Source organism: Methanohalobium evestigatum Z-7303, assembly GCF_000196655.1.
Classification (GTDB): domain Archaea; phylum Halobacteriota; class Methanosarcinia; order Methanosarcinales; family Methanosarcinaceae; genus Methanohalobium; species Methanohalobium evestigatum.
The window spans coordinates 2,015,858-2,028,302 of record NC_014253.1 but is presented as its reverse complement, the minus strand read 5'-3'; the positions used below and the strand labels follow the sequence as shown (position 1 = coordinate 2,028,302).

At 39.3% G+C, this 12,445-nt stretch carries 19 protein-coding genes; 6 read left to right on the top strand and 13 right to left on the bottom strand.

Going from position 1 to position 12,445, the window contains the following annotated elements; all coding sequences use genetic code 11:
• Positions 1-993, top strand: a complete 993-nt coding sequence (purM, locus tag METEV_RS10150) for a phosphoribosylformylglycinamidine cyclo-ligase (RefSeq protein WP_013195420.1) — start codon at positions 1-3, stop codon at positions 991-993.
• A 16-nt stretch (positions 994-1,009) separates the two neighbouring features.
• Positions 1,010-1,303, top strand: coding sequence for a DUF1894 domain-containing protein (locus METEV_RS10145; protein ID WP_013195419.1), 294 nt, complete (start codon positions 1,010-1,012; stop codon positions 1,301-1,303).
• A gap of 2 nt (positions 1,304-1,305) precedes the next feature.
• On the opposite strand, the gene METEV_RS10140 is transcribed toward METEV_RS10145, so the two are convergent.
• The 9 genes from METEV_RS10140 to mtrE form a co-directional block, all read right to left on the bottom strand.
• Positions 1,306-1,872: a hypothetical protein gene (locus METEV_RS10140; RefSeq protein ID WP_013195418.1), complete on the bottom strand. Its 567-nt coding sequence runs from the start codon at positions 1,870-1,872 to the stop codon at positions 1,306-1,308.
• A gap of 67 nt (positions 1,873-1,939) precedes the next feature.
• Complete coding sequence (mtrH, locus tag METEV_RS10135; RefSeq protein WP_013195417.1) at positions 1,940-2,878, bottom strand: tetrahydromethanopterin S-methyltransferase subunit H; 939 nt, start codon at positions 2,876-2,878, stop codon at positions 1,940-1,942.
• A gap of 15 nt (positions 2,879-2,893) precedes the next feature.
• On the bottom strand, positions 2,894-3,124 hold the full coding sequence (gene mtrG / locus METEV_RS10130; RefSeq protein WP_013195416.1) for a tetrahydromethanopterin S-methyltransferase subunit MtrG: 231 nt from the start codon (positions 3,122-3,124) through the stop codon (positions 2,894-2,896).
• Positions 3,125-3,355 (bottom strand): tetrahydromethanopterin S-methyltransferase subunit F, encoded by a 231-nt coding sequence (locus METEV_RS10125; protein ID WP_013195415.1) that lies wholly within the window; start codon positions 3,353-3,355, stop codon positions 3,125-3,127.
• A 1-nt stretch (position 3,356) separates the two neighbouring features.
• Entirely contained in the window at positions 3,357-4,082 is a 726-nt protein-coding gene (mtrA, locus tag METEV_RS10120) for a tetrahydromethanopterin S-methyltransferase subunit A (protein WP_013195414.1), read from the bottom strand.
• Position 4,083: 1 nt separating this feature from the next.
• On the bottom strand, positions 4,084-4,410 hold the full coding sequence (locus tag METEV_RS10115; protein WP_013195413.1) for a tetrahydromethanopterin S-methyltransferase subunit B: 327 nt from the start codon (positions 4,408-4,410) through the stop codon (positions 4,084-4,086).
• A complete protein-coding gene (gene mtrC / locus METEV_RS10110; protein WP_013195412.1) occupies positions 4,407-5,219 on the bottom strand; it encodes a tetrahydromethanopterin S-methyltransferase subunit MtrC in 813 nt (270 codons plus the stop codon). Before mtrC ends, METEV_RS10115 begins: the two co-directional genes overlap by 4 nt.
• A 1-nt stretch (position 5,220) precedes the next feature.
• The gene (gene mtrD / locus METEV_RS10105) at positions 5,221-5,931 is read right to left on the bottom strand and encodes a tetrahydromethanopterin S-methyltransferase subunit D (protein WP_049891304.1); all 711 of its coding nucleotides are present in this window, start codon (positions 5,929-5,931) and stop codon (positions 5,221-5,223) included.
• 5 nt (positions 5,932-5,936) lie between these two features.
• Positions 5,937-6,851, bottom strand: a complete 915-nt coding sequence (mtrE, locus tag METEV_RS10100) for a tetrahydromethanopterin S-methyltransferase subunit E (protein ID WP_013195410.1) — start codon at positions 6,849-6,851, stop codon at positions 5,937-5,939.
• Positions 6,852-7,144: 293 nt separating this feature from the next.
• On the opposite strand from mtrE, the gene METEV_RS10095 reads away from it, so the two are divergent.
• Positions 7,145-7,951: a sugar phosphate isomerase/epimerase family protein gene (locus tag METEV_RS10095; RefSeq protein WP_013195409.1), complete on the top strand. Its 807-nt coding sequence runs from the start codon at positions 7,145-7,147 to the stop codon at positions 7,949-7,951.
• Here the strand turns inward: METEV_RS10095 and METEV_RS10090 are convergent, their stop codons facing one another.
• Entirely contained in the window at positions 7,952-8,209 is a 258-nt protein-coding gene (locus METEV_RS10090) for a hypothetical protein (RefSeq protein WP_013195408.1), read from the bottom strand. It lies immediately after the preceding gene.
• A 107-nt stretch (positions 8,210-8,316) separates the two neighbouring features.
• Here METEV_RS10090 and METEV_RS10085 point away from each other — a divergent pair, with 107 nt between their 5' ends.
• On the top strand, positions 8,317-8,616 hold the full coding sequence (locus METEV_RS10085; protein WP_013195407.1) for a signal recognition particle protein Srp19: 300 nt from the start codon (positions 8,317-8,319) through the stop codon (positions 8,614-8,616).
• A gap of 33 nt (positions 8,617-8,649) precedes the next feature.
• On the top strand, positions 8,650-9,129 hold the full coding sequence (locus METEV_RS10080) for a bactofilin family protein (RefSeq protein WP_232216853.1): 480 nt from the start codon (positions 8,650-8,652) through the stop codon (positions 9,127-9,129).
• A gap of 4 nt (positions 9,130-9,133) precedes the next feature.
• Here the strand turns inward: METEV_RS10080 and METEV_RS10075 are convergent, their stop codons facing one another.
• From METEV_RS10075 to METEV_RS10065, 3 genes are all read right to left on the bottom strand, one after another.
• The gene (locus METEV_RS10075) at positions 9,134-9,895 is read right to left on the bottom strand and encodes an ABC transporter ATP-binding protein (protein WP_013195405.1); all 762 of its coding nucleotides are present in this window, start codon (positions 9,893-9,895) and stop codon (positions 9,134-9,136) included.
• Entirely contained in the window at positions 9,896-10,678 is a 783-nt protein-coding gene (locus METEV_RS10070; RefSeq protein ID WP_013195404.1) for an ABC transporter permease, read from the bottom strand.
• A 66-nt stretch (positions 10,679-10,744) separates the two neighbouring features.
• Complete coding sequence (locus tag METEV_RS10065) at positions 10,745-11,743, bottom strand: ABC transporter substrate-binding protein (protein ID WP_013195403.1); 999 nt, start codon at positions 11,741-11,743, stop codon at positions 10,745-10,747.
• A 163-nt stretch (positions 11,744-11,906) separates the two neighbouring features.
• Here METEV_RS10065 and METEV_RS10060 point away from each other — a divergent pair, with 163 nt between their 5' ends.
• A complete protein-coding gene (locus METEV_RS10060) occupies positions 11,907-12,443 on the top strand; it encodes a helix-turn-helix domain-containing protein (RefSeq protein ID WP_013195402.1) in 537 nt (178 codons plus the stop codon).
• The last annotated feature ends 2 nt before the right edge of the window (positions 12,444-12,445 follow it).

The following is a 12,445-nucleotide window of genomic DNA, read 5'->3' as shown; positions in this document are numbered from 1 at the left end:
ATGACATATTCGGATTCAGGTGTTGATATTAAAAAAGAAGAGGATTCCATCAAATCTATTACCAGCAAGATGAAATATAAACGTGAGGGAATAGGTGCACCACTGAGTGAAATCGGTCATTATTCCGGTCTTATTGATTTTGGTGAATATGCACTCGCATTGACAACCGATGGTGTTGGTACAAAGGTTCTGATTGCCAATGAAATGCAGAAATGGAACACGGTAGGTATTGATTGTATTGCAATGAATGTAAACGATCTACTTGCTATTGGTGCTGAACCTCTTTCTTTTGTTGATTATCTTGCAGTGGAATCCTATAGCAAAGAATTTGCTGAACAGGTAGGGGAAGGTCTTGCAAAAGGAGCAGAAATAGCAAATATTTCGATAGTAGGCGGGGAAACGGCTACCCTGCCGGATATTATCAAAGGATTTGACCTTGCAGGTACCTGTCTTGGAATGGTTGACAAATCCTCGATAATCACCGGGGATAATATTCAGCAGGGGGATGCAATAGTAGGGATACCAAGTAATGGGATCCACAGTAATGGATACACATTGGCAAGAAAAGTGGTCGAAAACTCTGGTTATTCCTATTCTGACCAGTTCCCCTATAATACATCCACTACAATAGGTGAAGAATTACTAAAACCAACCCGTATTTATCTGGAAGTACTCGATGTGGTTAAAAAACTGGAAGTACACGGCCTTGCTCATATTACAGGTAGTGGACTTTTGAAACTTAACAGGATTACAGAGCTGGGATTTGATTTTTACGACCCGTTTGAAGTAAGCGACATTTTTAAATTCCTGCAAGAAAAAGGTAATATTGAAGATTTGGAAATGTATAAAACCTTTAACATGGGAATGGGATTTGTGATAATCCTTCCAGAAGAGCAGGCTGACGAAGCTGCCGATATGGTGGATGGTAAAGTAGTGGGCAGGATTGTTGAAAGTGGAATACGAGTTTCAGATCTTGTAATCGAACAACCATGAATAAGGATTCAATAATATGACATGTATAAGTGACCTACCCTACGAAATCGTCCTGAGCGGTGTGACACCTTCAGAAAGTGAAAAATACATAAAACAAAATTCAGATGAAATATTCTATGTACCGGGTGGATATAAACTGCTGGGAGTGGTATTAAGAGGTGGTCATGAAATACCGGTTGGTGTGAAGGATTCTGACCTGCTTTTCCAGTATGTCAAACCGTGTTCAGGGCTATTTGTACTAAGAATTAGAAACGAACCTGATGAATTAAAACGTTTGCGTTCGGATAAAACGGTAAAAACCAAAAAATAAGTTTAAATCTGTGTTTTTCTACCGCTATTTTTTATCCATGTAAGGAATTTACTGGAAGGAAATTCGTGTATAGTGGTTGCGATTATTAATCCATCACCGTATTCCCTGACAACCATTACAGGTTGATTTTCATCGTTTTTATACAATACTTGTCCATCTGTTTCTGAAAAATATCCATCGCATTCGACCGGTTCGCTGAGGTCTTCAATTATGGATTGTGCTTCATGTTCTCCTACATTTTGAAGCGGTGTGGACTTGTGTCTCTGTATATAGGTGAGCTGTACAGGTAACCACTGATAATGATATTCAGATACCATAGGTCCAAATACTGTAACCATACCACCGTTTTTCAGGAATTTTTCAAATGATTTATTGTTCTGTTCAATACCTGAAGAAATTGTAGTGTACTGTGGGTTGGCAAAACCAGTGGGAATTATAACCGATTTGCATGGGGGTAGAAAAGGTGTCCCCAGTGAACTGGAGATGACCCGTTTACAGCCAAGCTCATTTTCCTGAAAAAGTTTCTCAAATAATGTTTTTGTATCCCATAAAAGCATAATGTCTGTCATGAACTGAGTGTAGGGTTATGCTCTTATAAAGTATTTGTTTTAAAAGAGTAGAAAAAGAAACTGGTATTTATACCAGTTTGTATAATGGATGGTCTTCCATTGCAAGTTCTATACCAAGTTCCTTGGCGTTTTCACCAAGTATAATGTCAACCATTGCAGTGGCAGGGAATACAGTCTTTGCGTTTTCTATCGGACCATATAGCTGGAAATTGGATCCGAGTGTCTGGGCAACAAGATTTGTACCTACATCAGCAGGCATATATGCTTCTTTGTGTTCTTTTTTGAACTGCTTCATCCAATCCCATGCTGATGACATATTGTGGTATCCTCCACCGGCAGGAAGTCCTAAGTGACCTTTAACAGTGGTAACGCTTCTCATTGAAGCACCTGCACCTGCACCGAGTGGAGTTGCTGCTACATCTACCAGTGGTTTGGTGATACCACTTTCTCTTGCAATTTCAAGCAATCCTTTTTCTATACCACCGCCGCCTTCTTCAAGTATATCCATTTTACCTTTTACAGATGGATCAGTTGCATTGAATGCAAGTACAATTGAAGCTTCCATGTCACTCTGGCTAACAGCCTCAATTTCATCTTCGTGGATGCTTGCATTAATTGAGTTGTGGATTGCACGGTCAGCAACTCCAATTTCTGTAACATATCTGGCGGCTTCTGCACGTACACTTCCATCAGAAGAATCTATCAAAAATGGTGTACTGTCATCTACTTCTACAAACCAGTCTATGTAATTCCTGATAGCTTCTTTTGTTTCCCCAACAATCTGGTTAACATAGGGATTGCCGGTAATATCTCCCATCTCTTCCTGTGTTTTCCAGAGTTCTTCGGCGGCTTCTTTGTCAAATTCTCCTTTATCTTCATCAGTTACGATTTTATGTCGGTTATAAAACATTGTGCCTACCAGAACAGTAGGGTATTCGCCGGGTTGTCCTCCAAAATGGACATCTCCTACTTTGAAGACTTCCTGTTTTTTATCAAATCTAAACATTTAAACACCTCTTAATCAGAACATTGATGATACTGAAATATAGATTAAAAATATCAGTATTCCAGTGACTGCTCCATACAGGATTCCTATATCTCTGCCTATCTTTTTACCTATACGCTGTGCTATTTCACTATTGGCAAACTCAACCTTCTCATCTATACGGTCGAGTCTTTTAACCACTTCATTATATTCATCAGGGTCTACAATTACACTCGGTATGCTCCTATTTTCATTACTGTCGCTCATTTATACCACCTGCCAAACCAAGAATGGGATTACAAGTGTCAAAATCATTGTAATTATAAAACCAATTGCAAACCCTATAGTACCAGTTGCAGATACACCGGAATCTAATTTCTGGTTCCTTGCAATTAATTGACCTCTGTAACGAATCTTTTCTACAACGGATTCGATGGGTCCCATTAATGGGTTTATAACTTTGGGTACACCCTGTCCGTATTCCTCTTCTTCTGCCATATTACATACCTCCAAACAACAGGAGTCCAAGGACAAACAGTGATAGGACCAGTCCTACCATGATGCCTTCGATTTTACCGGCAAGTACACCAGAATGAAGTTTGTTCATTTCACCTGCATTGATCATATCCTTTTCAATATTCCTGATTCTTGCCTGTATAGTCGCGATTTCAGCGGACATCGGTTTGATTCCGCCTTCCTCTTCTTCTTCCTCTTCTTCTTCGAGCTGTATAATCATTGGCTCGGCATCAAAGGCACCAGGATCTTTTTCAGCAAGTTCTTTGATTTTTGATGTGATGGTGTTAAGGTCTTCAGTACCTAATAAATCTACACATTCTTCAAGTTGTTGTTGGAGTCTTTCTACAGATTCTTCTGTAAGATTTTCAACGTATGGAATTGCACCAGTAGCGCCTACAATTCTGTTGTCTTTAACACCATTTTTATGAAGCATCATCATTGCTTCACCGGTGATATGTCCCTTAACCTCTGCACCGGTGACAATCAGGTAGCGGATGTTTGGATTTGATATGATGTGTGAGACCACTTTTTCAAGACCCAGATTTTCTGTTTTACAGGGTCCGACGATAGAAGCTCCTGCATCAAGCATTGGCTGGCCTTCAAGATGGGAACCACATGTAATAACTGCAACACAGTTATTGGGGTCTCCTACCTCGTATTCACCTTTAAGAATTGGCCACCCTTCAGCAGGTTCTTTTTTTTCTGCCATTTTATAAACCTCCTCCGAACTGGCCCATGGCGTACAGAGCTATGATGATAATTGTTGCAAATATCAGTCCCACGATTATGCCGTAGAAGGCGTTAGATGCAATTCCTGCATAATATGAGGTGCGTTCACGCCCGGGGTTGGAATTAAGCAACGGCATATTCGGTGACAATGAATTAACCATATCATCTGCAACTTTATCCAGTTCATCCAGTTGTTCCAGTATTGGATCCATGGAGTATGATATTATGTCTTCTCTTTCTGTTGCTACCAAACCGCTCATCGGGTCCATTACCAGATTCACTTCAGGTGCTACATGTACGGTGGTCATTCTAACTCCTCCTCGGTTGGTAGTAGTCCGGTTCCAACTACTTTGTGTGCATCTCTTTTGATGTACTCATAGAATTTCGAGAATGCAGTGTACCAGATGAATGCACCAACCAGAATTGTTGGTATTGATGCGGCTCCAGCTGTAGTTGTTGCTACAATTCCTGCAATAATTACAGCTATAGCACCTTTTTCAAAAGCAGTCGACAATGTACGGTCTTGGTGTTCATCGGGTCCAAGATTGGCATTAAACGGATGCAGTATAGAAAGAGCACCGATTATGAATATCATGGCGATATACCCAGTACCAATGACATTGGGTAGTACAGTTTCAATCATGAATGTGCCTGACATAGTAGTACTGAGAGCAACAATGGTAAGGCTTCCAGCGCCTGCAATTTCAGTCATGGATTGTTCCATGATAGGAATGCCCATGCCAATGATACGGTTGGCAAGAATACCAATCACCAGACCGATGACACATGCAGTAGCAAATGATATCACAGGTCCTGCTATACTTCCTACCGCCATTCCAAAAAGGGATGCAACCATACCAGTACCAATTGCCAACATTCCTATTGACGGAACACCTGTACCAAGTCCATAATTACTGACTCTTCTTACAGCAGATGCACCCCATACAATGGAGCATATCGCGCCCAGTCCAGCGATAAACGAAAACGCTGGCCCGATTGTATCTACGAGGAAATAAGCTGCATAAATTCCTACGAGAGCGCCTATTATACCGAATATTATTATTTTGTTGTGGTCAATTCCACCTGTTGCTGGTCCGCCAGATCCTCCTGCAGACATTTTACAGACCTCCTATAGCGAGTACGCCTATAATTGCACACATAAATGTTGCAATTATGGATGAAATTACTGCTCTGTACCATCTTTTGAATTTGGGGTCGTGGAAACCTTCTGTGGTCCCTCCGATGTTGTATGATGGTATAACTGCATTTATGAAGAAAATACCAACAGCAAAAATACCTGCTAAACCGGCAAGGTCTGTCATACCTATATTATTGGTGACGTTAACCAGTGAATAGTAAACCAGTGATCCACCAAGACCACCAAGACCACCGCCGATTATTCCACTGATATAGGATGCAGTCGGAAGACCGTGTCCTTCAGTACCTTGAGAGGAATAGATGTCTTGCTTGTCTTTTGTAATAGGGTCATATTTGGATTTACCACCGGCTGGGGGTACACCAACTCCAAAAACGTATACCATCTGTCCAATGATCATGGTACTTCCAATCATTAACATTGCACCGACTGCACCAGATGCAAGGACGATTGCAATACTGTTTGTCAGTCCCAAAACTGTACCGGCGGTAATTAATCCAGTTAAACCCGCACCGGCAGCCAATTGCACAGTACCAGTTCCAATACCTGGTGCCTGTGCCATTGCTGCAGGTGCACCACCGACAGGAACAAAATGAACACTAAACGAAACAAGTGTGCCCCCGATAGTAATAAGAAGCACATATAATAGGTTGGCTGAAAGAATTCCAACGATATCTATCATGCAGTCACCTCTTCACTTTCATCTTCTTGGTAGGGACCATAGGTACTGCGTGCCCAGGTTTCAATGACTCGATTTCCGATTATCAAAATAGCAACTATTAACAAGCCGGCAATTACTGAAAGCCAGCCCATTGTAATACTTTCTCCGGGATTGAATACGGTTGTTACCCATCCACTGAGGAAAACGGTCATACCAAATGCAATTCCTGTGACTGGTCCTCCAAATTTTGAACAGAACCAAGCGTTGTCGATACCGTTCCTGAGGCCTGATTCTCCATATCTAACGATATCTCCAGAATTGGCAGCGTTTATACCAGACCCGAATTCAACGTTCTGGTATTCTCGTTCAGCACCGTAGTGTACATCACCAGTGGATGAACCAATAGCACCAACAGTAATGCCCCATATAAACGCAAGAAGCGGCAATGGGAATGGATGATTGAGTACCGATGACATTAGATAGGATATAACCAGTATAAAGAATGTGGTTAAAAATGCATATCCTATGATAACAGGTGTATGCGACCTAACAATATCAAGGTACAAAGGCTGTTTAAAACGTTTCTGACTGGAAACTCTACCCATAAATGATGATGCTGCATATGTTCCGTGTACAACTGCGGCAATTGCTGCACCAAATGTAATTGCAAAAACCACAGACAATCCATATGCACTCATCATAACTGAAGCTATGGTACCTCCAATCGCACACATTAGAGCGTTTGATGGTGGTTCTCCAGAAATAGCTTTGTTGTATATTCTATGTGGATGCATCATTTGGGGTGCAAGTTGCACTTGAGAGTTGGGATTACTTTGCGATCCAACATCAGATTCAAGATCCTCTGTAGCGCCAGCAATGGTTGCTGCAGCTCCCATAAGTGCCAGTACACCCATACCTAAGAGTGGGTCCATTCATTTTCCTCCTTTCTTTTTATGATTATAAATCAGTATAAAAAACTGTAATAAGCATCTCCTGGTGTGGGTATGCTGTATTATAATCGATAGGGAATAGACTTTGTTAACTTGATTGGATAATCTCAAATCATTCATAAAGCTTTTGGTTTTTGATTTAAAATCAACACCCGATAATATTGTTTTTAAATATTTAAACTTTATATTTCTTCAATTTTATATAACAAATTTTTTGTTATTTTGATTTCCTATTAACCAAAACCATTATTTAACCAGTTACCAGTTTTTTAGGTATGATAATCGGAGCATCATCACTGGCAGGAAGTATATACCAGTTAAAGCATGAAGTGGATTCTATAGAACTCTATATACCAAAAATGGGGCTTTATAACGGTTCGAAATTACAGGATGATGAATTCAAAAAAGTATATGATGAATTGTCCACATCCAGCGCCTTAACATCCATGCATGCTCCATATTTTGCAGATGTGGATACCTATCCTGACGATTTGCTTGTTGATACTACAATCATGGATGATAAGCAGTTTGGATTAATGGAAGAATCGATTAATCTTGCCAATAAACTGGATACAAGAGTAGTAGTAATTCATCCGGGTAAGATCCATCAGGACAGATATAAATCGTTTGCAAAAATGTTGGATAATCTCAAATCACTTGCATCAACAGCATCAGATTATGGAGTAATGTTGGGTCTTGAAAACAAAGAAGGTACTGATACAAACAATTTATGCTGCGATGCTGATGAACTTTTACAGGCAGTAGAAGAAGTAAATTCAGATAATCTTGGTGTGACATTTGATATCGGTCATGCAAATCTTACATGTGGTGGAGATAATCAAAAACTGCGGTATTTTGCAAACAGAATATCAGATTATGTAGTTCATATGCATCTTCATGATAATTATGGAGTATGGACAGAGGATTATGACGGTGATCTACATCAGGCGCCTGGAAAATGCATGATAGATTTTTCGATACTTGAAGATATTAAAGGATATAGAGGTATTTATAATCTGGAAGTATTTTCAATTGATGATGTAGTTGCCGGCAAAAAAATAATAAATAATTTGAAAGTTTAATCAGTCAAGTTCGCATATTGGAGAATTGAGTATCATAGATTTGTTTAGATGGCTCACATACCGTGCCTGAACCCTTGATATATATAGAGTATTTTCACCTATATCGATTTTTATATCCGATGGTTTAGGGGGTTTCAGTGAAGTAGGTATCAGGATAGGTCCACCACAGGTTGTGGACAATCGGAAATCCTTATCATTGTTAAGTATAAATTCTTCAAGGTCTGGTTCTACTGTAATGTTTGTTTCCGGGTCAATCATGTAAATTTACTAACGTTTAAATAATTATATATATTTTGGTACTTATGGCATCACTGGGTTAAAAACATCAACCAACTTTAAATTTAATGAAGTTACATTTGTCTAATATGTTAATGCGCGATAGAGGAAAATTGGTAATCTGGCCGGTATATCTGGACCGGACAAGAACGAGAAGCGATGGTCGAATCATATCAAAGAAAAAGTCCGTTAGAGAACCAGAACTTAAAGAAATCGAAAAAGCTGCATCCAAATTGGGGTTGAACCCTGAAGTAGAAGAAGATAAAGCTTATCCCAGGTCATGGTGGGAAGTAAGCGGAAGAGTGATGGTTGATAAAACAGCTCCAAAATCATATCTTTTAAAACAGATAGCAAAAATAATCAAAGAAAACCGGGAAGGTGGCAAATAATCCTGTATCCACTACCCATCAACCGGTTGTATTATGGATTTTCGGGTCATGGTAATATCTATATTCAGGGAACATGTGATTTTTATGAATCTTAATTTTTTAAAGTATCATCCCGAATCCAATACCTATATTATCAGGAAACAGGCGTTTTTTGAAGATGATGTGAATATTAACGGTAACCTGATAACAGGTATAGGGGTAAATTTTTGGAAAGATTTAGATGTTAACGGCTCTCTAAAACTTGGAAAAGGTTCTGTGATAAGAGGTAACGTTAGAGCAGAGGATGTACTTATAGGTCCATATTCAAAAATAGACGGCAATCTGGAAATAAAAAATACCGTAAAAATTCTTGATGGTGCTGTGGTAAAATCTGTGATATGCAGTGGGGAAATGAGTGTAAGACCAGGATGTAGATTAGGGTTTGTGAAAGCTGAAAAAACTCTGGAACTGATAGGCAACGTGGATGTCAAAGAAATAGAACGCGGTACAAGGGTAATTGTACGTCCAGAATAAAATATTATTCTTTAACTCTTTCTTCTGCCAGTATTTTTAAAACCCTGTCTCTGAACTGGTTAGTATCGGGGCTTGTACGGTTACGTGGTCTCGGCAAGTTCACATCAATTATATCTTTGATTTTTCCGGGTCTTGAAGTTAACATAACGATTTTATCTGCAAGAAATACTGCTTCATCTACACTGTGTGTTACAAATGCAATAGTTATCTGTTTTTTCTCCCATATATCCAGTAATTCGCTCTGAAGCACATTTCTTGTCTGTGCATCCAGCGACCCGAAAGGTTCATCCATGAGTAATACTTCGGGGTCATTTGCAAGAGCTCTTGCGATTGCGACTCTCTGCCTCATTCCTCCTGATAATTCGTATGGGTAACTGTTTTTGAATTGTTCAAGACCTACAAGTTTTAGATATTCTTCAGCAATTTCCTGTGATTTGTTTTTATCCATGCCCTGCATTTCAGGTCCAAATGTAATGTTTCGTATAACGGTTCTCCAGGGAAACAGTGAGTATTCCTGAAAAACCATTCCGCGTTTTGGGTCAGGTTCGATGATTTTTTCACCATCAAGAGTAACCTCTCCGTTACTTGGATTTTCAAGCCCTGCAATAATCCTTAGTAAGGTAGTTTTACCACAGCCGGAAGGTCCTATTATGCATACAAATTCTTTATCTTTTATTTCCAGATTCAAGTCTTTAAGTGCTTGGGTTTTGTACCCTTCCCGATTGATAAAATATTGTGAGACGTTTTCAACACTTACTTTTCCCAATTATACCACAACACCGGATTGCCATTTAAGAAGTCGTTTGTCAATGTACTTTCGGAACACTTTATCAATGATAAGACCCAGTATACCGAGCATGAACATGTACATGAGAACAAAATCCATCTGATGCAGACCATAATGCCACCAGAGTTTATATCCAAGCCCGTTTTTACTGACTCCGAAAAATTCTGCGGCAACCAGACACATCCATCCTACACCCATTCCAATTCTTATTCCTGCTGTTATGGATGGTAGTGATGAAGGAAATGCAATATGCCTTATAAGGCTTCGCTGTTTTACACATCCAAGAACTTTTGCCGCTTCAACATTTATTTTTGGAACACTTTTAAAACCTGTATAAGTGTTTATAATTATAGGAAATACTGCTCCTACAAAAATTACAAATCCTGCGGCTGTATGTGTAAGCCCCAGCCATACCAGTGCAAAGGGAATCCATGCAAGGGGAGGTATAGGTCTAAGGATTTCAATTATCGGGTCAGAAATACGATTTACAGTTTTAAACCATCCCATCACGATTCCTACAGGAATTCCTATAAGCAGTGCAGCGATAACACCAATTCCAAAATGCATCAGACTGATTGAAAAATCAATGAATAAAGTGCCGCTTTCAACAGTACTTATAAATGATGTGACCACATCAAAAAAACTTGGAAGAAGCAGCTCTCTCCTTATTATATATTCTGCCACAATCTGCCACAGTGTAACTGCTACAATCAGCGATGTAATTTCGGGAGCGTTTTTTTGAGCTACCTCTTTAAGTTTCATTATTACCACATTGGTTTATTTTAACACCGGTAAATAATTCTAATTTATTTATTCATTTCTATTTTTTCAGGATGTATTTATGGATTCATAAAAACTTGTGTTAAACATGTCACTTCTTTTAAGATCTTTGTCTATGTATCCAAGTTCATACTGTACCTGTGCGTAATTTACAGTTGGGTCAACAATTGTTTTGGGGTCTGCAATCCATTGTCCATCCCATTCATTTAGGGATTTTTTAACCTGTGATACATCCCATCCTGTATAATTGGCATATATTTGGGCGGCATCATCCATATGATTTTTGTTATATTCGGTTGCTTCAACATGGGTTTTTACAATTTCTCTGGTGACTTCAGGGTAGTTATTTATGAGTTCATCACTAACAACCAATACACAGCAAGCATGATTGTTCCACATTTCACCGGAGTCTACCACACTCTGTCCATTATTTTCGCTTTCAATAATTGCCGGTGCAGGATGCGGTAGAAATACACCATCTACACGCTCAGCGGATATGGCTGAAATAGCGTCACCGGGACCCATGCCTACAATATCAACATCTTTGTCGGGATCAAGACCGTTATCTTTCAGCCAGTTTCGAAGTATTGTATCCTGAATAGTGCCCGGAGGGAAGGTTGCAATTTTTAGTCCTTCAAGGTCTTGTGGTTCTTCATAATTTTCGGCAAATTCAGGGCGCAGTACCAGACTTGATCCTTGTATCTGTACACCTGCAACAATTTTTGCGTTCAGGCCTTTATCAACAGCAGAAACAAAAGGTGCAGCACCTACATAGGCAACATCGATGTCACCTGCAAGCATAGCCTGCATTTCCGGTGAACCAGTAGGGAATTCATTTTCATTAATAGTCTCTATACCGTGGGGTTCAAGATTGTCTTCCCACCATCCTTTTTCTGCAGCAGTCATATAGGCGATCTGGTGAGTACTTGGTTGGTATCCAAAAGTTAGCTGGTTTATATCCTGTTCACCGTCACCAGCACATCCTGAAAGGAGTATAGCAGTAAGGATTATGACGGAAATGGATATTAATTTGGTGTAATTTTTCAATGGTTCCACCTCTTTTTAAATTATTGGTTAAGTAATTGTAAATTATCGCTTATACACCTTATATATGATTTACCGTAAGCGTCACGTTTTTGACCTTAAAGTATTAATAATATTGCTTTAAAGCCTAATAAGGATAATTAGTTTGTAAAAATGAGAATTTAAAATGATGCCTGCAAACAAAATTATAGAAGCAGCCTTTGAATCGGATGAATCCTTTCAAAATACGCTTTCAAAAGTGGTTAAAGATGAACTTGGTTTGACGATAGCTGAGTTTTCGGAAAAGGCAGATGTTCCGGTAAGCACACTTTATAAAATCTTGTCCGGTAACAGAGAACCCAATTTGAAAACATTACGCCAGATTGTAAAAACCGCGGATAATTTAACAAAATCAGAGCCTGAAGAATTTATTGGTGTAATTGCAGCCCGGCCTGTGCTGGATAATATCAACGAGACAAAAAGGAAGGTACAGGGCAAAAACATTACAATCAGGGAGTATTCAGCTACTTCTATAGAAGATGCTATTATAGTTGCGGTACAGGCGGAAAGGGAAGGAGCAAAAGCACTGGTATGTGCTCCAATTGTCAGTTCAACAGTTGAAAAAATTATCAGGGTGCCGGTAACAACCATAATGCCACGAAAAAGTATTGTTGAAGCAATTGAAATCGCAGTTCAAAAAATAGGTGGAAGGTATTGGATGTAAAA